Source organism: Nitratidesulfovibrio sp. SRB-5 (assembly GCF_019931275.1).
In the GTDB taxonomy this organism is placed as follows: domain Bacteria; phylum Desulfobacterota; class Desulfovibrionia; order Desulfovibrionales; family Desulfovibrionaceae; genus Cupidesulfovibrio.
In genome coordinates this window covers 1336650-1354386 of the sequence record NZ_JAIOTY010000001.1, presented here as the reverse complement: position 1 = coordinate 1354386, position 17737 = coordinate 1336650, and the positions used below count along the sequence as shown (strand labels likewise).

Below are 17737 nucleotides of genomic sequence, written 5' to 3'. Positions count from 1 at the left end.
GGCGGACAGACTGCCTTCCCCCTTCATGCGGTGCATCTCCCGCCTGTAATCAAAGGCCGCCCCGACAGACACGGAGCGGCCTTTCCCTTTTCCAACAAGAAACGGGGCGGACCATGCGGTCCGCCCCGTTGATGTGCGCTATGCCGAAGGCGTTGCCGATTACTCGGCGGCCTTCTTTTCTTCCGCCGGGGCTTCGGCGGCGGGCTGGTGGGTCAGTTCGATGACCGCCAGCGGGGCGTTGTCGCCCTTGCGGGGCAGGCCCAGCTTCACCACGCGGGTGAAGCCGCCGGACACGCCGACAAAGGCGGGGCCGATGTCGTCAAACAGGCGCTTGACCAACTGGTGCGAACCCAGCACGTCGTACGCCAGGCGGCGGGAGTGCAGGTCGTTGCGCAGGGCCAGGGTGATCAGCGGTTCGACGATGCGGCGCAGTTCCTTGGCCTTGGTCTCGGTCGTGCGGATCTTGCCGTAAGTCAGCAGGGCCTTGGCCATGTTGCGGAACAGGGCCTTCCGGTGGGACGGCGTTCTGCCCAGCTTCTTGCCGGAATTGCTATGCCTCATTTTGCTGCTTCCTCTTCCATTCCTGGTATTTCTTCTCGAAGCCGTCGACCTTCATGCCGAAGTCCAGGCTCATGTCGCACAGCACCCGCTTGATTTCATCCAGCGACTTGCGACCGAAGTTCTTGGTCTTCAGCATTTCGTTCTCGGACTTCTGAACCAGTTCGCCCACCAGGGTGATGTTGGCGCTCTTCAGGCAGTTGGTGGCGCGCACGGACAGCTCGAGTTCGTCGATCCCCTTGAACAGGTTCTCGTTGACATCGCTGCTGCCCGACGAATTGCCGGAACTTTCGCCCGAAATGCGCTCATCGAAGTTGATGAAGACGGATATCTGGTCCTTGATGATCTTGGCACTGTACGCAATCGCATCTTCGGGGGTCACGGAACCGTCGGTCCAGACCTCGATGATGAGCTTGTCGTAGTTGGTCATCTGGCCGACGCGAGCCTGCTCCACCGTGTAGGCGACCTTGCGGACCGGGGCGAAGCTGGAGTCCAGCTTGATCAGCCCGATCTCTTCGCTGAGGCCTTCGTGCATGTCCGCGGGCACGTAGCCCTTGCCCATGCGCACCTCGAACTCGAAGGTGAGTTCCAGGTCTTCGGTCAGCGTGGCGATGTGCAGGTCGGGGTTGAGGACCATCACGTGCTGGTTGGTCTTGATGTCGCCGGCCTTCACCGCGCCCTTCTTGTTCACGGAAAGCTCCAGGAACTGGGGCTCGTCCGTGTCCATGGCAAGACGCACCTGCTTCAGGTTGAGGACGATATCGGTCACGTCCTCAAGCACGCCGGGAATGGTGGTGAACTCGTGCTGTACGCCCGAGACCTTCACCGAGACGAACGCCGCGCCCTGAAGCGACGACAGCAGAACCCGACGCAGCGCATTGCCGATGGTGGTGCCGTAGCCACGTTCCAGCGGTTCGCACACGAACTTGCCGTACATGGCATCGGCCGGGTCGCTGTCCCGGGTGATCTGTTCGGGCTTCACCAGCTCCGACCAGTTCCGGGTGTTGATAAGCCTGTCGCCTTGTTTGATGAGCATGCTCACACCCGCTTATTTGGAGTAAAGCTCGACAATCAGGTGTTCGTTGATCGGGAACTGAATGTCTTCGCGCTGCGGCAGGGCCTTGACCGTGCCCTTGAAGCTCGGACCGTCCACTTCCAGCCACGAGGGGCAGCCGCGACGGGCGATGACTTCCTGGGCCTCGGCGATCACGGGGATCTTGCGGCTGGCTTCAGGCACTTCGATGATGTCGCCAACGCGAACCTGCATCGAAGGAATGTTCGCCTTGCGGCCGTTCAGCGTGAAGATGCCGTGGCGCACCAGCTGGCGCGCCTGCTGGCGCGAGTTGGCGAAACCGAGACGGTAGATCACGTTGTCGAGACGGCGTTCGAGAATGGCCAGCAGGTTGGCGCCGGTCACGCCCTTGGCCATGTCGGCCTTGTGGAAGTAACCGCGGAACTGGCGTTCAAGAACGCCATACACGCGACGGACCTTCTGCTTCTCGCGCAGCTGGACGGCGTAGTCGCTCACCTTCTTGCGGGCGCGGCCATGCTGACCGGGCGCGTAAGGACGACGGTCGTAGGCGCACTTGTCGGTGTAGCAGCGGTCGCCCTTGAGGAAAAGCTTGGTGCCTTCACGCCGGCACATCCGGCACTTTGCGTCATTGTACTTAGCCAAGGCTGGATCCTCCTAACTAGACGCGGCGCCGCTTGGGCGGACGGCAGCCGTTGTGGGGAATCGGGGTGATGTCACGGATGAAGGCGACCTTGAAGCCCGCGGCATTGACTGCGCGCATGGCGGCTTCACGGCCGGAGCCGGGGCCCTTGACGTAGATGCCCACGGTACGCATGCCGTGATCCTGGGCACGCTTGGCCGCCTGTTCGGCAGCCACCTGCGCGGCGAACGGGGTGCTCTTGCGCGAGCCCTTGAAACCGCTCTGCCCGGCGCTGGCCCAGCTGATGGTGTTTCCCCGCGTGTCCGTGAAGGTCACGATGGTGTTGTTGAACGTCGCCTGAATGTGAACAATCCCGACCGGGACGTTCTTCTTCTCTTTCTTTTTGACCGTACGCTTGGGTCTTGCCATGACTTACTCTCTGCGGACTAGAATTAGGGGGCTTGCAGCCGGAACCTCAAAACGAGCTCAGTCATGACAGAGCCGTGCCGCGCTGGCCACCGGGAAATTTGATTGCCCTGGCGACTCAGGTGAGATTCCACGCCTTTGTGCTAGCCTTGGATTACTTCTTCTTGCCGACAGCGCCGCGACGCGGACCCTTGCGGGTGCGGGCGTTGGTATGGGTGCGCTGACCGTGAACCGGCAGACCGCGACGATGGCGCAGGCCGCGGTAGCAGCCAATGTCCATCAGACGCTTGATGTTGCTGGAAATCTCACGACGGAGATCGCCTTCAACCTTGTGGTTCTGCTCAAGTTCCTTACGGATTTCGTTGACTTCGTCGGCGCTCAGGTCGTCGATGTTCCGGCTCCAGTCGACGCCGGTAACATCCAGAATCTGAAGCGCGGTAGTACGCCCGATACCGTAGATATAGGTAAGGGCGATGTCAACGCGCTTGCCACGGGGCAGATCGACACCTGCAATTCTGGCCACTGTTTACTCCTGACGGCTTAGCCCTGGCGCTGCTTGTGCCGGGGGTTGTCGCAAATGACCCTGAGAATGCCCCGGCGGCGGATAACCTTGCACTTGGGGCACATCTTCTTGACGGAAGGCCTGACTTTCATGTTCGACTCCGTTGTTTGTCTTTGGCCCGACATGACGGAAGAGCAACGTCGGAACAGGGGTGCATATCACCCCCACCGGCGCCCGTCAACCGGCAAGTCGCGCCGCCTCTGCCTGCGACAGGCTGAGAATGATCGGCCCGTCCGGCGTGACAGCCACGCTGTGTTCGAAGTGGGCAGACAGCTTGCGGTCACGGGTGACCGCAGTCCAGTTGTCGGCAAGGATTTCCACCTCGTACGTCCCCACCGTGACCATCGGTTCGATGGCCAGCACCATGCCCGGCTTCAGGGGTACACCCGGCATGCCGCGCGGCACGAAGTTGGGGATTTCCGGCTTTTCGTGCAGCGAACGGCCAATGCCGTGCCCCACGAACCTGCGTACCACCCCGAAACCGGCCGCCTCGACGTGCCGTTGCACGGCCGCCGAGATGTCGTACAGGGAGTTGCCCACCCGCGCCTCGGCGATGCCCGCAAAGAGCGATTCGCGCGTCACGCGGATGAGGTGAGCAGCCTCGTCGCTCACCGTCCCCACCGGGTAGGTGCGGGCGGAGTCGCCGTAGAAGCCGTCGTACACGACGCCCATGTCGAAGCTGACGATGTCCCCTTCCTGGAGAATCCGCTTCGCCGAGGGAAAGCCGTGCACCACCTCTTCGTTCACCGAACAGCACAGGGCAAACGGAAACCCGTGATACCCCTGGAAGGCCGGACGGACGCCGTGCTTGCGGCACTCCGCCTGGGCCAGCTCTTCGAAATGCATCGTCGAAACGCCCGGGCGAACGTGTTCGCCCAGAACGTCCAGTATCGCGGCAACGATTCGATTGGCCTCCCGAAGGAGGCCAATCTCGTTGTCATTCTTGATGAAGACTCCGCGGAACTTCTTCAACTCACTGCCGTCCCTTGATGCGGGTCTTGTTCATGAGACCCTCGTACTGCCGTGAGATCAGGTGCGATTCCACCTGGGACATGAAGTCCATGGCCACGCCCACGAGAATCAGCACGCTGGTGCCGCCGAAGTAGAACGGCACGTTGAACTGCGCGATGAGGATCATGGGCAGGACGCAGATAGCGGATATGTAGATGGCTCCCCAGATGGTCATCCGGGTAAGCACCCTGTCGATGTACTGCCGGGTCTTGTCCCCGGGGCGGATGCCGGGAATGAACCCACCGCCCTTCTTCAGGTTTTCGGCGATGTCCTTCGGGTCGAAGATGATCGCCGTGTAGAAGAAGCAGAAGAACACGATGAGGCTGATGAACAGGATGTTGTACATCACCGTGTGCGGCGCGAACCACGCGGCCACTCGCTGAAGCGTCTCGTTGGCCGAGAAGCTGGCGATGGTCGCGGGGAACAGCAGCAGCGACGAGGCGAAGATGGGCGGAATGACGCCCGCCGTATTGATGCGCAACGGCAGATGCGTGCTCTGCCCGCCGAACATCTTACGGCCAACCTGTCGTTTGGCGTAATGGATGGGGATGCGCCGCTGCCCGCGTTCCATGAACACGATGCAGCCAAGCACCACCGCCATCAGCGCCAGCACCAGAATCGCCGTGAACACGCTCATGTCGCCGGCCTTGATGAGCTGGCCGGACTTGACGATGCCGCCGGGAATACCGGCGACGATGCCCGAGAAGATGATCAGCGAAATGCCGTTGCCGATGCCCTTCTCGGTAATCTGCTCGCCAAGCCACATGATCAGCACGGTACCGGCGGTAAGGGTTGCGATGGTGATCATCCGGAAGGCCCAGCCAGCATCCAGCACCACGGGCGCGCCCGCGGGGCTGTGCATGTTCTCCAGGCCCACGGCGATGCCGAAGCCCTGGATCACGGTGATGAGCACCGTGGCGTACCGGGTGTACTGGGTGATCTTGCGGCGGCCCGCCGCCCCTTCCTCCTTGGCCATCCGCTTCAGTTCAGGACTGACGACCTGGAGAAGCTGGATGATGATGGAGGCAGAGATGTAGGGCATGATGCCGAGGGCGAACACCGACAGATTGCGGAGCCCGCCCCCGGAGAACATGTCGAAGAGGCCGAAAAGGGTGTTCTGGACGCTGGCGAAGAAGTCGGCCAGCGCTCCGGAATCCACCCCGGGAACCGGGACGTGAACCCCGATGCGGTATGCGGCCAGCAACAGGAACGTCCAGAAGAGCTTCTTGCGAAGCTCCGGCAGACGCGCCAGGTTTTCTACACCACTAAGCGCCACGGCTTACCCTTCCAGTGCCTTGGCTTCGCCACCGGCGTTGCGGATCTTTTCGGCGGCGGAGGCGCTGAACTTGTGCGCTTCCACCGTAAGGGCCACGCTGACTTCGCCCACGCCAAGGATCTTCACCGAGGCGCCGGCCTTGCACAGGCCGCGCGCGTAGATGTCTTCCAGCGTGATGTCGGTCTTGCCCTCAAAGGACGCCACAAGGCGATCAAGGTTGATCACTTCGTAGGTGGCCTTGAAGGGGGCGTTCTTGAAGCCGCGCTTGGGCAGACGACGCTGCAGCGGCATCTGGCCGCCTTCGAAACCGGGGCGGACGCCGCCGCCTGCGCGGGCGTTCTGGCCCTTGTTACCCTTGCCGGAGGTGCAGCCGAGCCCCGAACCGGAACCGCGGCCCACGCGCTTGCGCGATGCCCGTTCCTCGGCGAACGGATAGAGTTCGTGCAGTCTCATTATTCACTGACCTCGACCAGGTGCTTGACTTCGGCGATCATGCCGCGAATGGCGGCATTGTCCTCAAACGACTTCTCGCAACGGATCTTTCGCAGGCCAAGCGCGTCAAGAACCTTGCGCTGCTTGGGTTTGCAGCCGATCCAGCTGCGTACGAGCTTCACCTTGATCATGATTGCGTCCTACTTTCTGGGCGCTTCGAGCTTCATGCCGCGAAGCTGGCTCACGTACTCGGCGCTGCGCAGCGAGGTAAGCCCCGCCATGGTGGCGCGCAGCACGTTGTGCGGGTTGTTGGTGCCGATGGCCTTGGCAAGCACGTCGGTCACGCCCACGGCTTCCATGACGGCGCGCACCGCACCACCGGCGATGATGCCGGTACCCTTGGAGGCGGGCTTCAGCATTACGCAGCCGGCGCCGAACTCGCCCAGGATTTCGTACGGAAGGGTGCCGTCCACCAGCGGAATCTGGACCATGTCCTTCTTCGCGCGTTCGGTGGCCTTGCGCAGGGCTTCCGGCACTTCCTGGGCCTTGCCGAGGCCGAAGCCCACGGCACCCTTGGCGTCGCCCACGACAACGAGGGCGCTGAAGCTGAAGCGGCGACCGCCCTTCACAACCTTGGCAACTCGGTTAAGGTAGACGATCTTCTCTACCAACCCGAACTCATTCTGTTCCATGCCAGTACCTACCACCCGTTAGAATTCCAGGCCGCCCTCACGGGCACCGTCGGCAACAGCCTTGATGCGCCCGTGATACAGGTAGCCGTTACGGTCGAACACCACGCGCTTGATGCTCTTTTCGCCAGCAAGACGCGCGATTTCCTTGCCCACCAGTTCCGCCCCGGCCTTGTTGCAGTGCGCTCCGGCCTGGGCCTTGCCGATGGCAAGGGTGGAGGTGGCAACAAGCGTGGCACCGGTGGCGTCGTCCACGATCTGGGCGTAGACGTGCAGGTTCGAGCGGTAGACAACCAGCCGGGGACGCTCGGTGCTCCCGGCGATCTTCTTGCGAATGCGGACTTTGCGCCGCTTTCTGGCATCGTTCTTGGTCATCGTCATTTTCTCATACCTGCCTATTTGCCACCAGACTTGCCGGCCTTGCGGCGAATCTGCTCGTTGTCGTACTTGATGCCCTTGCCCTTGTAGGGTTCAGGCTTACGCACGCGACGGATGCGTGCGGCGATCTCGCCGACCACTTCTTTGCTGGTGCCCGAGATGGTCAGCTTCTGGCCTTCCACCTTGGCTTCAACGCCTTCGGGCATTTCCATGATCACCGGGTGCGAGAAACCGACCGCGAGCTCCACCAGGTTGCCCTTGACGGCAACCTTGTAGCCGACGCCGATGACTTCCAGGGTCTTGGAAAAGCCCTTGGTCACGCCCTGGATGCAGTTGGCAAGCAGGGTGCGGCGCAGGCCGTGCTGGGCACGCGCAGTGCGGGTTTCGGTGACGCGGGTGATGACGACATGGCCGTCCTCAACCGCGTAGTTCAGTTCCGTATGGGTAGGGGTGACAAGCACGCCCTTCGGGCCCTTGACCTCGACGGCTTCGGTCCCGACCTTCACTTCAACGCCGGAAGGAATGGCGATGGGGAGTTTACCGATTCGCGACATGTCCGTACCCTACCAGATTTCGCAGAGCAGTTCACCGCCGACCTTGCGGTCGCGGGCCTGCGTGCCCGCAAGGACACCGCTGGAGGTGGACAGGATGCAGATGCCAAGGCCGTTCTGGACCTTGGGGATGTCGGTGGAACCGACATACACCCGGCGGCCGGGCTTGCTCACCCGCTTCAGACCGGAAATGACCGGCTTGCCTTTGAAATACTTGAGGGAGATCTTGATCTCGGCCTCTTCCGTCGCCACATCTTCGATGTAGCCTTCCTGCTTCAGGATGGCGGCGATGGATTCCTTGATCTTCGAGCGCGGCACACTCACTTCCTTGTGCAGGGCCAAGTGTGCGTTGCGGATACGCGTAAGCATATCAGCAATAGGATCAGTCAGCATTCCTTACTCCTTGGTGACTTACCAGCTCGACTTGCGAACGCCGGGCAGTTCGCCGCGCAGGGCCATGTTGCGGAAGCAGATACGGCAAAGACCGAACTTGCGCATGTAGGCACGCGGGCGGCCGCAGACCGGACAACGGTTGTAGGCGCGGGCGGAGAACTTGGGCTTGCGCTGCGCCTTCACTTCAAGCGATGTACGAGACAAAGCCGTTTCTCCTTACTTCTTGAAAGGCATGCCGAGCTGGTCGAGCAGCAGCTTGCCTTCCTTGTCCGTCTGGGCAGTGGTAACGATCGTGATGTTCATCCCCTTGGGGTTGTCAACGCGATCCACTTCCAGCTCGGGGAAAATGGTGTGTTCCTTGATGCCCAGGGTAAAATTGCCCCGGCCATCGAAGCCACGGTCCGGAATCCCTCTGAAGTCGCGCACGCGAGGCAGCGCGAAGTTCATCAGCTTGTCCAGAAAGTCCCACATGCGTTCCTTGCGCAGCGTCACGCGGCAGCCGATGGGCATGCCTTCGCGCAGCTTGAACGACGCGATGGACTTCTTGGCGCGGGTCACGACGGCCTTCTGCCCGGCGATGGCGGTCAACTCCTTGATGGCTTCTTCCATCAACTTGTTGTTCTGGCTCGCGGCGCCGAGGCCGATATTCAGAGAGACTTTTTCAATCCCGGGAACCTGCATCGAAGAAGTGTAGTTAAACTCCTTCTGCAATACCGGAACCACTTTCTCGCGGTATATCTGTTCAAGACGCGTCATCGTCTCTCACCCTATCCAATGATTTCGTTGCACTTCTTGCAGAAGCGAACTTTCTTGCCGTCCTCGGTGTAGCGGTAGCCCACCTTGGTGGCCTTGGCGCACGCATCGCACATCACCATCACGTTGGAGATGTCAACAGGCATCTCCTTCTCGATGATGCCGCCCGGCTGCTGCCGGTACGGATTGGCGCGCATGTGGCGCTTGACCATATTGACCTTCTCGACAAGCACTCCGTCCTTCTTGGGAAGAACCTTCAGCACCTTGCCGATCTTGCCCTTGTCCTTGCCGGCGATGACGACCACTTTGTCGTCCTTGCGGATACGGAACTGTTTCATTTGTGGGCTCCTAGAGCACTTCGGGCGCCAGCGAGACGATCTTCATGAAGTTCTTGCCGCGCAGTTCGCGGGCAACAGGGCCGAAGATGCGGGTGCCCACCGGCTCGCCCTGCTTGTTCAGCAGAACGGCCGCATTGGAATCGAACTTGATGTACGAACCGTCGACGCGGCGAACTTCCTTGCGGGTGCGCACGATGACGGCCTGCATCACGTCGCCCTTCTTCACCTTGCAGTGCGGCAGGGCTTCCTTCACGGAAACGACGACGATGTCGCCCACGGTGGCGTAGCGGCGCTTGGAGCCGCCGAGCACCTTGATGCACGCGACTTTCTTCGCACCGGAGTTGTCCGCCACCTGCAGCGTGGATTCTACCTGGATCATCGCAAACCCCTACACGGCTTTTTCGAGAATGGAGACCAGATGCCAGCGCTTGTTGCGGCTGAGCGGACGGTACTCGATGATCTTCACCTTGTCGCCGATGCCGCACTCGTTCTGGGGATCGTGAGCGGTGAACTTGTTGCGGCGGCGTACGTACTTCTTCAGCAGGGGATGCTGCACCAGCGTCTCGACGCGAACGACAATGGTCTTGTCGTTCTTGTCGCTGACGACGATCCCGGTGAGCACCCTGCCCTTGCGGTTCATCAGTTCTTCGGACATGGGCTTACCCCTTTTCCTTCAGGATGGTCAGAATCCGGGCGATCTCGCGCTTGGTCGCCGGGAGGTTGGAGGTCTTCTCCAACTGCGCGGTGGCGTGGCGGAAGCGCAGATCGAACAGTTCCTTGCGGGATTCGGCCAACTTGTCCTTGAGCTGTTCAGCGCTGAGCTTTCTCAGTTCTGCGGCGTTCATTCTAGAGGCCCTCCCGCACGACAATGGTCGTCTTGATGGGGAGCTTGTGGGCGGCGCGCGTCAGAGCTTCCTTGGCCAGCTCCAGGCTGACGCCCTTGATTTCGTAAAGCACGCGGCCCGGCTTCACCGGAGCGCACCAGCCCACCGGGGCGCCCTTACCGGAACCCTGGCGGGTTTCGAGGGGCTTGGCGGTGACCGGATGGTCGGGGAAGATGCGGATCCAGACCTTACCGCCGCGCTTGATATGGCGCATCATGGCGATACGGGCGGCCTCGATCTGCTGGCTGGACAGCTTGCCGTGTTCTACTGCCTTAAGACCGATATCACCGAAGGAGACAGTGGCGCCGCGGGTGGCCATGCCACGCAGACGGCCCTTCTGCCACTTGCGGAATTTAACCTTTCTGGGGCTCAGCATTACTGTTCTACCTCGTTGTCCAGAATTTCACCCTTGAAAATCCAGACCTTGACGCCGATCACCCCATAGGTGGTGCGGGCCTCGGCAAAACCGAAGTCGATGTCGGCACGCAGGGTCTGCAGGGGCACGCGACCATCGCGGTACCATTCGGTACGGGCGATTTCGGCCCCGGCGAGGCGGCCGGAACAGGTCACCTTGATGCCTTCGGCGCCAAACTTGCGCGACATGGACACCGTGCGCTTCATGGCGCGACGGAAAGCCACACGGCGTTCAAGCTGCAGCGCAATGTTTTCGGCAACGAGCTGGGCTTCCACTTCGGGGCGGCGGATTTCGTTCACCTCAATGGAGAACTCGCGCTTGAACTTCTTGCGCAGGTCGCCACGGAGCTTTTCGATTTCCACGCCCTTGCGGCCGATGACAATGCCCGGACGCGCGGTGGAGAGGATCAGCCGCACCTTGCCGCCGGCACGCTCGATCTCGATCTTGGAAAGACCGGCGTGGTACAGCGTCTTCTTCACGAACTTGCGGATGTTGTGATCCTCGAAGACGAAGCCGGGGTATTCCTTCTTGCTGAACCAGCGCGACTGCCAGTTCTTGTTGTACCCCAGCCGGAAGCCGTAAGGATGTACTTTCTGACCCATAACCTATTCCTGCCCTTCTGCGAGAATCACGGTGATGTGGCTGGTACGCTTCCGAATCTTGGTGGCGCGACCCTGCGCACGCGGAAGAAACCGCTTCCAGGTGGGGCCTTCGTTGATGACGATCTGCTTCACGACCATGGCGTCCACGTCGATGCCGGGCAGCTGCTCGGCGTTGGCGAGGGCCGAACGAAGCACGCCGAAGATGATGTCGGCGGGCTTGTTGGGCGTGAACTTCAGGATATTCATGGCGTCTTCGACAGGCAGCCCGTTCACGTTCTGGGCAACCAGGCGGGCCTTACGCGGCGACACACGCATGAATTTCGCGGTGGCTCTCGATTCCATCGGATTCACCCACTACTTCTTTGCTTTGCTCTTCTTGTCCGCGGCATGCCCGTAGAACGTGCGGGTCGGGGCGAATTCGCCCAGCTTGTGACCCACCATGTTCTCGGTGACGAACACGGGAATGAACTTCTTCCCATTGTGGACCGCGAACGTCAGGCCGACCATCTCGGGAGCGATGGTGGACCGACGCGACCACGTCTTGATGACGCGGCGGTCGCTGTTCGACACGGCCAATTCCACTTTCTTGATCAGATGGTCGTCGATGAACGGACCTTTCTTCAGGGATCTGGGCATGCTCTACTCCTACTTCTGACCGCGACGCTTGACGATGAGCTTCGTGGAAGCCTTCTTGCGATCGCGGGTCTTGTACCCCTTGGTGGGCACGCCCCACGGGGTCACCGGATGGCGACCGCCGGAGCTGCGGCCTTCACCACCACCCAACGGGTGGTCGATGGGGTTCATGGCGACGCCGCGGACCTTGGGACGACGGCCGAGCCAGCGATTGCGGCCAGCCTTGCCCAACGAGATGTTCTCGTGGTTCACGTTGCCGACCTGGCCGATGGTGGCGCAGCAGGCCGCAAGCACCTTGCGCACTTCGCCCGAAGGCATGCGCAGGAGGGCGTACTTGCCTTCCTTGGCCACCAGCTGGGCGTAGGTACCGGCGGCGCGGCAGAACTGGCCGCCACGACCGGGGTAGAGCTCGATGTTGTGCAGCACGGTACCGACCGGGATGCGGGCCATGGGCATGGCATTGCCAGGCTTGATGTCCGCGCCTTCGCCGGCCTGCACCATGTCGCCCTGCTTGATGCCGAGCGGGGCGAGGATGTAGCGCTTCTCGCCATCCGCGTAGTGCAGCAGCGCGATGCGGGCGGTACGGTTGGGGTCGTACTCGATGTGCGCGACGGTGGCCGCGATACCGAGCTTGTTACGACGGAAGTCGATGATGCGGTACAGGCGCTTGTGACCGCCGCCGCGACGGCGCATGGTCACGCGGCCATTGTTGTTGCGACCGCTCTTCTTGGTCAGCCCCTCGGTAAGGGACTTCTCGGGCGTGCTCCTGGTGACTTCCTCGAAATCCGAGACGGTCTGGAAGCGGCGACCGGGAGATGTCGGTTTCAGCTTACGAACAGCCATTGCTTACACTCCCTCGAAGAATTCGATTTTTTCGCCGGGAGCCAGGGTCACATAAGCCTTCTTGCAGCCGGAGATCCGGCCCACGACGCGGCCCTGACGGACCTTGTCGGAAGGCTTCTTGGTGATGACGTTGACGTCGGTCACCTTGACCTTGAAGGCGGCTTCGACGGCCTTCTTGATTTCGATCTTGTTGGCCCGGGGGTTCACGAAGAACACGACCTGCTGGGCCTGTTCCTTCACGAAGGTGGCCTTTTCGGACACCAGGGGCTTCACGAGAATCTGTGTATAATCCATGACCAACCTCCCTACTTCAGCCTGGCCTGGACGGATTCGACGGCGCCCTCGAACATCACCAGCTTCGGGTGCTTCAGAATCTCGTAGACGCTGAGCTGGTCGGCGGTGATCAGGGTAATGCCGGGAATGTTGCGGGCCGAAAGGGCGAGGGTGGTATCCGCTTCGGCGGTAATGACCAGGGCCTTTTCGAGGCCCAGGGCACCGGCCACCTTGGCGAACAGCTTGGTCTTGATCTCGGGCAGTTCGATGCCCTTGACCACCATCAGGTTCTCGCCGGCAAGCCGCGAGCTGAGCGCCATTTTCAGGGCCAGCTGACGGACCTTCTTGTTCACCTTGAAGCCGTACTCGCGGGGCTGGGGGCCGAAAATGACGGCCCCGCCACGCCAGATGGGCGAGCGGTTCGAACCGGAACGGGCGCGGCCGGTGCCTTTCTGGCGCCAAGGCTTTGCACCGCCGCCGGAGACGAAGGCGCGGGTCTTGGTGGCATGGGTGCCGGAGCGCAGCCCGGCGCGGTGCGCACGGACCACGAGATTGAGAATCTCAGGCTTCACCTCGACCTCGAACACCTCGGGAGCGAGCGTCAGTTCGCCAGCTTCCTTCTTGTTCTGATCGTATACTTTCACCACAGCCATGTGATCATCCTCATTTCGTTACTGCTTGCGCACCAGGACCAGGCCGTTCTTGGGGCCGGGAACGGCACCCTTCACCAGAATGACGTTGTCTTCGGCGCGGATGTCGACGATCTCGAGATTCTTGACCGTCACGCGCTCGTCACCCCAGTGGCCAGCCATCTTCTTGCCCTTGAACACGTGACCCGGGAAGGTGTTGTTACCGATGGAGCCACCGGAACGATGCACCTTTTCGCAGCCGTGCGTGTCCTTGGAGCCGGCGAAGTTCCAGCGGCGCATGACGCCCTGGTACCCCTTGCCTATGCTGGTACCGGTCACCTTCACCTTTTCGCCAGCGGCGAACAGGGACACGGTGAGTTCCTGGCCGACTTCGAATTCGGCAGGCGCTTCCAGGCGGATTTCGCGGAGGTTGCGGAAAAGACCCTTGCCGGCCTTGGCGAAGTGGCCACGGGCGGGCTTGGTCACGTGCTTTTCCTTGGCTTCCTCAAAGGCGATCTGCACGGCGTCGTAGCCGTCGGTCTCGCCGTTGCGAACCTGGATGACCGGACAGGGACCGGCCTGGATGACCGTAACAGCCACGGCGGAACCATCACTGGCGAAAATGCGGGTCATGCCGACCTTGCGACCCAGGATACCCAATTTCTCAGCCATGACTTCCTCTCACTAGAGCTTGATTTCGACGTCCACACCGGCGGGCAGGCTCAGCTTGCCCAGTGCGTCCACGGTCTGCTGCGTAGGCTCGAGGATGTCCATGAGCCGCTTGTGGATGCGCATTTCGAACTGCTCGCGCGACTTCTTGTCGACGTGCACGCTCCGGTTGACGGTGTACTTGTGAATGTTGGTGGGCAGGGGGATGGGACCAGCCACCCCGGCGCCCGTGTTGCGCGCCGTATCCACGATTTCCGCCACAGCCTTGTCGAGGATGCGGTAATCGTAAGCTTTCAGCTTGATTCTGATACGATCACTGCTAACTGTCGTCATTGTTGATTACTCCGTTATCTGGCAAACGTACCCTTGCCGTCCGGCGCCTGACTGCCATGAGGTGAGAGGCAGATGCCGTAGGCTGCAGAGTTCCTCACGTTCGGTGGCGGCACACCGAGACCCGCCATAAGCATCCGGAGCTACGCGATACCCGGATGCCGCTTCCGCGACGCGGGCTCAGGTGGCATATGACGCCATGGCGGCTTGCCGTCCGGCGGGGGACGGGGTGCCGTGATCTTCGGGGGTTCGGAGCGATTTGGAGAAAGGCGGGAGGGGGAGCCGGCTGGCACACCCAAAGGCCTTCTCAATCACCTCGCGGAACCGCATTCGCGGTATCCGTCCGGGAAGATCACCCATGTTGTCGCCAGCCTGGCCCAGGCCGGAGCATGCTCCGGCGAGTGCAGGTGGTCCACAGGGGTCACCGAATAGGGCACATGGTGCCCCGCACGTACAGTACCTTACAGCCCGCCAACAAGGGGTTAACGACGGACTGGAACGGCATGACATAATTGCGGCATTCGGTAACGCCTGCAATTGTCAAAGCTTGGCTTGCGCCAAACGCATCAGGACAGGCTCGACCTGCCCTTCCCCTGCCGTTACAGGGGCCCCCGAAGCTTCGGGGATCACGTTTTTCACACCGGAGAACCGGCGCGAGTGGATTGATTACCGCAGCCACCCTCTCCCGTCAAGAAGTTTCGAAAAAAAAGAGCCCCGGACTAACACCCGGGGCTCTACTTTCTACGGAGTCCTTTACCGACGGCTCCGGCTCTCCACGAGAGGAAGGGCTAGCCCTTCTTCTTGATCACTTCTTCGGCGAGCTGGGCCGGAACCCGCTCGTAGTGATGGAACTGCATGGTGAAGGTGGCGCGGCCCTGCGTCTTGGAACGCAGGTCGGTGGCGTAGCCGAACATCTCGGACAGCGGCACCTGGGCGCGCACGGCCTGGGAACCCACGCGGGCTTCCATGTTCTGCACGCGGCCGCGGCGGCCGTTCAGGTCGCCCATGACGTCGCCGAGGTATTCGTCGGGGGTCACCACTTCCACGTCCATGATCGGTTCAAGCAGAACCGGCGAGGCCTTGTGGACGGCATCCTTGATCGCCATGGAGCCGGTAACGTAGAACGCCTGCTCCGAGGAGTCGACGTCGTGGTACGAACCGAACACCAGGGTTACCTTGATGTCCACGGTGGGGAACCCGGCCAGCACGCCGCTCTTCATGGCGTCCTGGATACCCTTGTCCACCGGGGCGATGTATTCCTTGGGAATGACGCCGCCGGTGATCGCGTTGACGAACTCGTAGCCCTTGCCGGGGTTCGGTTCGATCTCGATGACCGCGTGGCCGTACTGGCCACGGCCACCCGACTGCTTCACGTGCTTCATGTCCGACTTGGACGAAGCGGTGATGGTTTCGCGGTACGCAACCTGGGGCTTGCCCACGTTGGCGTTGACGCTGAACTCGCGGGTCAGGCGGTCGACGATGATCTCGAGGTGCAGTTCGCCCATGCCCGCGATCAGGGTCTGGCCGGTTTCCTCGTCGCCCTTCACGCGGAACGACGGGTCTTCCTTGGCCAGCTTGGCGAGGGCGGCGGACAGCGCATCGCGGTCGGCCTTGGTCTTGGGCTCGATGGCCACTTCGATGACCGGCTCGGGGATATCCAGCGATTCGAGCACCACGGGGCGCTTTTCGTCGCACATGGTATCACCGGTGGAAGCCTGCTTCAGGCCCACCACGGCCACGATGTCGCCAGCGCCCGCCCACTTGATCTCTTCACGCTTGTTGGCGTGCATGCGCAGCAGGCGGCCGACGCGTTCCTTCTTGCCGGTGGTCGAGTTCAGCACGGTCATGCCGGACTCGATGAAACCGGAGTAGATGCGGAAGAAGGACAGGTGACCGATGTAGGGGTCGGAGAACAGCTTGAACACCAGACCGGCCAGAGGCTCCTTGTCGCTGCAGGGGCAGACGATGGTTTCCTCTTCGTTGTCCGGGTTCATGCCCTTCATCTGTTCGATGTCCAGGGGCGAAGGCAGGAAGGCGACCACCGCGTCAAGCAGCGGCTGCACGCCCATGTTGCGGAAGGCCGAGCCGCAGAACACCGGAACGATGTTGCGGGCAATGGTGGCCTTGCGCACGCACGAGATGATTTCTTCCTCGGTCAGCTCTTCGCCGCCAAGGTACTTCTCGAGCAGGGCTTCGTCCTCTTCGGCCACGGCTTCGACCATGGCCAGGCGCTTTTCAAGGTACAGGTCCATCATGTCGGCGGGCACGTCTTCTTCCGTGAACTCCACGCCCTTGCTGGACTTGTCGAACTTGATGGCCTTGCCGCTGATGAGGTCGACCACGCCTTCGAACTTGTCTTCGCTGCCGATGGGCAGCTGGATGGGGATGGGCTTGGCGCGCAGGCGCTCGACCATCATGTCGACGCAACGGAAGAAGTTGGCGCCGATGCGGTCCATCTTGTTGACGAAGCAGATGCGCGGAACGCCGTAGCGGTTGGCCTGGCGCCACACCGTTTCCGACTGCGGCTCGACGCCGGCAACGGCGTCGAACACGGCCACGGCACCGTCAAGCACGCGCAGCGAACGTTCGACTTCGATGGTGAAGTCGACGTGGCCGGGCGTGTCGATGATGTTGATGGTATGTTCCTTCCAGCTGCACGTGGTGGCAGCGGAAGTGATGGTGATGCCGCGCTCCTGCTCCTGCTCCATCCAGTCCATGGTGGCCGCGCCGTCATGGACTTCGCCGATCTTGTGGGAGACGCCGGTGTAATAGAGGATGCGCTCGGTGGTCGTGGTCTTGCCCGCATCAATGTGGGCCATGATCCCGATGTTCCTCTGCCGTTCGAGGGGGACGGTTCTGGACACGATGGGTACTCCGGCGCCCTACCAGCGGTAATGGGCGAAGGCCTTGTTGGCTTCGGCCATGCGGTGGGTGTCTTCCTTCTTCTTCACGGCGCCGCCGCGACTGTTGAAGGCATCAATGAGCTCGGCGGAAAGCTTCGCGGACATGCCCTTCTCGCCGCGCGAGCGGGCATAGTTGATCAGCCAGCGGATGGCCAGGGAAACCTGGCGATCGGGCCGCACGTCCATGGGCACCTGGTAGGTGGCGCCGCCCACGCGGCGGGCCTTCACTTCAAGGTGCGGCTTCACGGACTCGACGGCGCGTTCGAACGCCTTCAGGGGTTCTTCGCCGGTCTTTTCGCCCAGGGTTTCGAGCGACTTGTAGAACAACTTTTCTGCCACACCCTTCTTGCCGTCGTACATCAGGCGATTGATGAAACGGGCGGCCAGCCGGCTGTTGTACACCGGATCGGGCAGAATTTCACGTCTGGGGACGGGACCTTTACGAGGCATCGAAATACTCCCTTGCTATTTGGGACGCTTGGCGCCGTACTTGGAACGGCCCTGGCGACGATCCTGCACGCCGGCAGTGTCGAGGGT

31 protein-coding genes and 1 pseudogene are annotated in these 17737 nt (G+C 61.7%); all 32 read right to left on the bottom strand.

Annotated features, from left to right (window positions below):
- Positions 1 to 159: 159 nt before the first annotated feature.
- Complete coding sequence (gene rplQ / locus K6142_RS05475; RefSeq protein ID WP_012611263.1) at positions 160 to 561, bottom strand: 50S ribosomal protein L17; 402 nt, start codon at positions 559 to 561, stop codon at positions 160 to 162.
- Positions 551 to 1594 (bottom strand): DNA-directed RNA polymerase subunit alpha, encoded by a 1044-nt coding sequence (locus K6142_RS05470; protein WP_012611262.1) that lies wholly within the window; start codon positions 1592 to 1594, stop codon positions 551 to 553. Before K6142_RS05470 ends, rplQ begins: the two co-directional genes overlap by 11 nt.
- A 12-nt stretch (positions 1595 to 1606) precedes the next feature.
- Positions 1607 to 2233 (bottom strand): 30S ribosomal protein S4, encoded by a 627-nt coding sequence (rpsD, locus tag K6142_RS05465; RefSeq protein WP_012611261.1) that lies wholly within the window; start codon positions 2231 to 2233, stop codon positions 1607 to 1609.
- Between the two features lie 16 nt (positions 2234 to 2249).
- On the bottom strand, positions 2250 to 2639 hold the full coding sequence (rpsK, locus tag K6142_RS05460; protein ID WP_007521058.1) for a 30S ribosomal protein S11: 390 nt from the start codon (positions 2637 to 2639) through the stop codon (positions 2250 to 2252).
- Positions 2640 to 2790: 151 nt separating this feature from the next.
- Entirely contained in the window at positions 2791 to 3159 is a 369-nt protein-coding gene (gene rpsM / locus K6142_RS05455) for a 30S ribosomal protein S13 (protein ID WP_012611260.1), read from the bottom strand.
- Positions 3160 to 3176: 17 nt separating this feature from the next.
- Positions 3177 to 3290 carry a 50S ribosomal protein L36 gene (gene rpmJ, locus K6142_RS05450; RefSeq protein ID WP_007521055.1) on the bottom strand — a complete coding sequence of 38 codons (114 nt, stop codon included), beginning with the start codon at positions 3288 to 3290 and terminating at the stop codon, positions 3177 to 3179.
- Between the two features lie 85 nt (positions 3291 to 3375).
- Entirely contained in the window at positions 3376 to 4170 is a 795-nt protein-coding gene (gene map, locus K6142_RS05445) for a type I methionyl aminopeptidase (RefSeq protein WP_012611259.1), read from the bottom strand.
- Position 4171: 1 nt separating this feature from the next.
- Entirely contained in the window at positions 4172 to 5485 is a 1314-nt protein-coding gene (gene secY, locus K6142_RS05440; protein WP_190243657.1) for a preprotein translocase subunit SecY, read from the bottom strand.
- 3 nt (positions 5486 to 5488) lie between these two features.
- Positions 5489 to 5938, bottom strand: coding sequence for a 50S ribosomal protein L15 (gene rplO / locus K6142_RS05435; protein WP_012611257.1), 450 nt, complete (start codon positions 5936 to 5938; stop codon positions 5489 to 5491).
- Entirely contained in the window at positions 5938 to 6108 is a 171-nt protein-coding gene (gene rpmD / locus K6142_RS05430; RefSeq protein ID WP_007521049.1) for a 50S ribosomal protein L30, read from the bottom strand. The genes rplO and rpmD overlap by 1 nt, the downstream gene beginning before the upstream one ends.
- A 9-nt stretch (positions 6109 to 6117) precedes the next feature.
- Complete coding sequence (gene rpsE / locus K6142_RS05425; protein WP_012611256.1) at positions 6118 to 6609, bottom strand: 30S ribosomal protein S5; 492 nt, start codon at positions 6607 to 6609, stop codon at positions 6118 to 6120.
- Positions 6610 to 6627: 18 nt separating this feature from the next.
- Positions 6628 to 6987 carry a 50S ribosomal protein L18 gene (gene rplR / locus K6142_RS05420; protein ID WP_007521046.1) on the bottom strand — a complete coding sequence of 120 codons (360 nt, stop codon included), beginning with the start codon at positions 6985 to 6987 and terminating at the stop codon, positions 6628 to 6630.
- Between the two features lie 14 nt (positions 6988 to 7001).
- Positions 7002 to 7538, bottom strand: coding sequence for a 50S ribosomal protein L6 (gene rplF, locus K6142_RS05415; protein WP_223380766.1), 537 nt, complete (start codon positions 7536 to 7538; stop codon positions 7002 to 7004).
- Between the two features lie 9 nt (positions 7539 to 7547).
- Positions 7548 to 7928 carry a 30S ribosomal protein S8 gene (gene rpsH / locus K6142_RS05410; protein ID WP_012611254.1) on the bottom strand — a complete coding sequence of 127 codons (381 nt, stop codon included), beginning with the start codon at positions 7926 to 7928 and terminating at the stop codon, positions 7548 to 7550.
- An 18-nt stretch (positions 7929 to 7946) separates the two neighbouring features.
- The gene (locus K6142_RS05405) at positions 7947 to 8132 is read right to left on the bottom strand and encodes a type Z 30S ribosomal protein S14 (protein WP_007521040.1); all 186 of its coding nucleotides are present in this window, start codon (positions 8130 to 8132) and stop codon (positions 7947 to 7949) included.
- Positions 8133 to 8144: 12 nt separating this feature from the next.
- Entirely contained in the window at positions 8145 to 8684 is a 540-nt protein-coding gene (gene rplE, locus K6142_RS05400; protein ID WP_007521038.1) for a 50S ribosomal protein L5, read from the bottom strand.
- An 11-nt stretch (positions 8685 to 8695) separates the two neighbouring features.
- Positions 8696 to 9019, bottom strand: a complete 324-nt coding sequence (rplX, locus tag K6142_RS05395; protein ID WP_167128968.1) for a 50S ribosomal protein L24 — start codon at positions 9017 to 9019, stop codon at positions 8696 to 8698.
- A gap of 10 nt (positions 9020 to 9029) precedes the next feature.
- Entirely contained in the window at positions 9030 to 9398 is a 369-nt protein-coding gene (gene rplN, locus K6142_RS05390; protein ID WP_007521033.1) for a 50S ribosomal protein L14, read from the bottom strand.
- A gap of 9 nt (positions 9399 to 9407) precedes the next feature.
- Entirely contained in the window at positions 9408 to 9674 is a 267-nt protein-coding gene (rpsQ, locus tag K6142_RS05385; protein ID WP_007521031.1) for a 30S ribosomal protein S17, read from the bottom strand.
- A 4-nt stretch (positions 9675 to 9678) separates the two neighbouring features.
- Positions 9679 to 9864: a 50S ribosomal protein L29 gene (rpmC, locus tag K6142_RS05380; protein ID WP_007521028.1), complete on the bottom strand. Its 186-nt coding sequence runs from the start codon at positions 9862 to 9864 to the stop codon at positions 9679 to 9681.
- Position 9865: 1 nt separating this feature from the next.
- A complete protein-coding gene (gene rplP / locus K6142_RS05375; protein ID WP_012611251.1) occupies positions 9866 to 10279 on the bottom strand; it encodes a 50S ribosomal protein L16 in 414 nt (137 codons plus the stop codon).
- Positions 10279 to 10920, bottom strand: a complete 642-nt coding sequence (gene rpsC, locus K6142_RS05370; RefSeq protein WP_007521024.1) for a 30S ribosomal protein S3 — start codon at positions 10918 to 10920, stop codon at positions 10279 to 10281. Before rpsC ends, rplP begins: the two co-directional genes overlap by 1 nt.
- Positions 10921 to 10923: 3 nt before the next feature.
- Entirely contained in the window at positions 10924 to 11262 is a 339-nt protein-coding gene (rplV, locus tag K6142_RS05365) for a 50S ribosomal protein L22 (protein WP_012611250.1), read from the bottom strand.
- Positions 11263 to 11274: 12 nt separating this feature from the next.
- The gene (gene rpsS / locus K6142_RS05360) at positions 11275 to 11556 is read right to left on the bottom strand and encodes a 30S ribosomal protein S19 (RefSeq protein ID WP_007521020.1); all 282 of its coding nucleotides are present in this window, start codon (positions 11554 to 11556) and stop codon (positions 11275 to 11277) included.
- A gap of 9 nt (positions 11557 to 11565) precedes the next feature.
- Complete coding sequence (rplB, locus tag K6142_RS05355) at positions 11566 to 12396, bottom strand: 50S ribosomal protein L2 (RefSeq protein ID WP_012611249.1); 831 nt, start codon at positions 12394 to 12396, stop codon at positions 11566 to 11568.
- Positions 12397 to 12399: 3 nt separating this feature from the next.
- Positions 12400 to 12690, bottom strand: coding sequence for a 50S ribosomal protein L23 (rplW, locus tag K6142_RS05350; protein ID WP_012611248.1), 291 nt, complete (start codon positions 12688 to 12690; stop codon positions 12400 to 12402).
- An 11-nt stretch (positions 12691 to 12701) separates the two neighbouring features.
- A complete protein-coding gene (gene rplD, locus K6142_RS05345; protein ID WP_012611247.1) occupies positions 12702 to 13322 on the bottom strand; it encodes a 50S ribosomal protein L4 in 621 nt (206 codons plus the stop codon).
- A gap of 18 nt (positions 13323 to 13340) precedes the next feature.
- Positions 13341 to 13970 carry a 50S ribosomal protein L3 gene (rplC, locus tag K6142_RS05340; protein WP_012611246.1) on the bottom strand — a complete coding sequence of 210 codons (630 nt, stop codon included), beginning with the start codon at positions 13968 to 13970 and terminating at the stop codon, positions 13341 to 13343.
- A gap of 12 nt (positions 13971 to 13982) precedes the next feature.
- Entirely contained in the window at positions 13983 to 14300 is a 318-nt protein-coding gene (gene rpsJ / locus K6142_RS05335) for a 30S ribosomal protein S10 (RefSeq protein WP_007521013.1), read from the bottom strand.
- Between the two features lie 785 nt (positions 14301 to 15085).
- Positions 15086 to 17161, bottom strand: coding sequence for an elongation factor G (gene fusA / locus K6142_RS05330; RefSeq protein ID WP_190243655.1), 2076 nt, complete (start codon positions 17159 to 17161; stop codon positions 15086 to 15088).
- An 18-nt stretch (positions 17162 to 17179) separates the two neighbouring features.
- Entirely contained in the window at positions 17180 to 17650 is a 471-nt protein-coding gene (rpsG, locus tag K6142_RS05325; protein WP_012611244.1) for a 30S ribosomal protein S7, read from the bottom strand.
- Between the two features lie 15 nt (positions 17651 to 17665).
- Positions 17666 to 17737: pseudogene (locus tag K6142_RS05320) on the bottom strand (30S ribosomal protein S12); the annotation flags it as partial.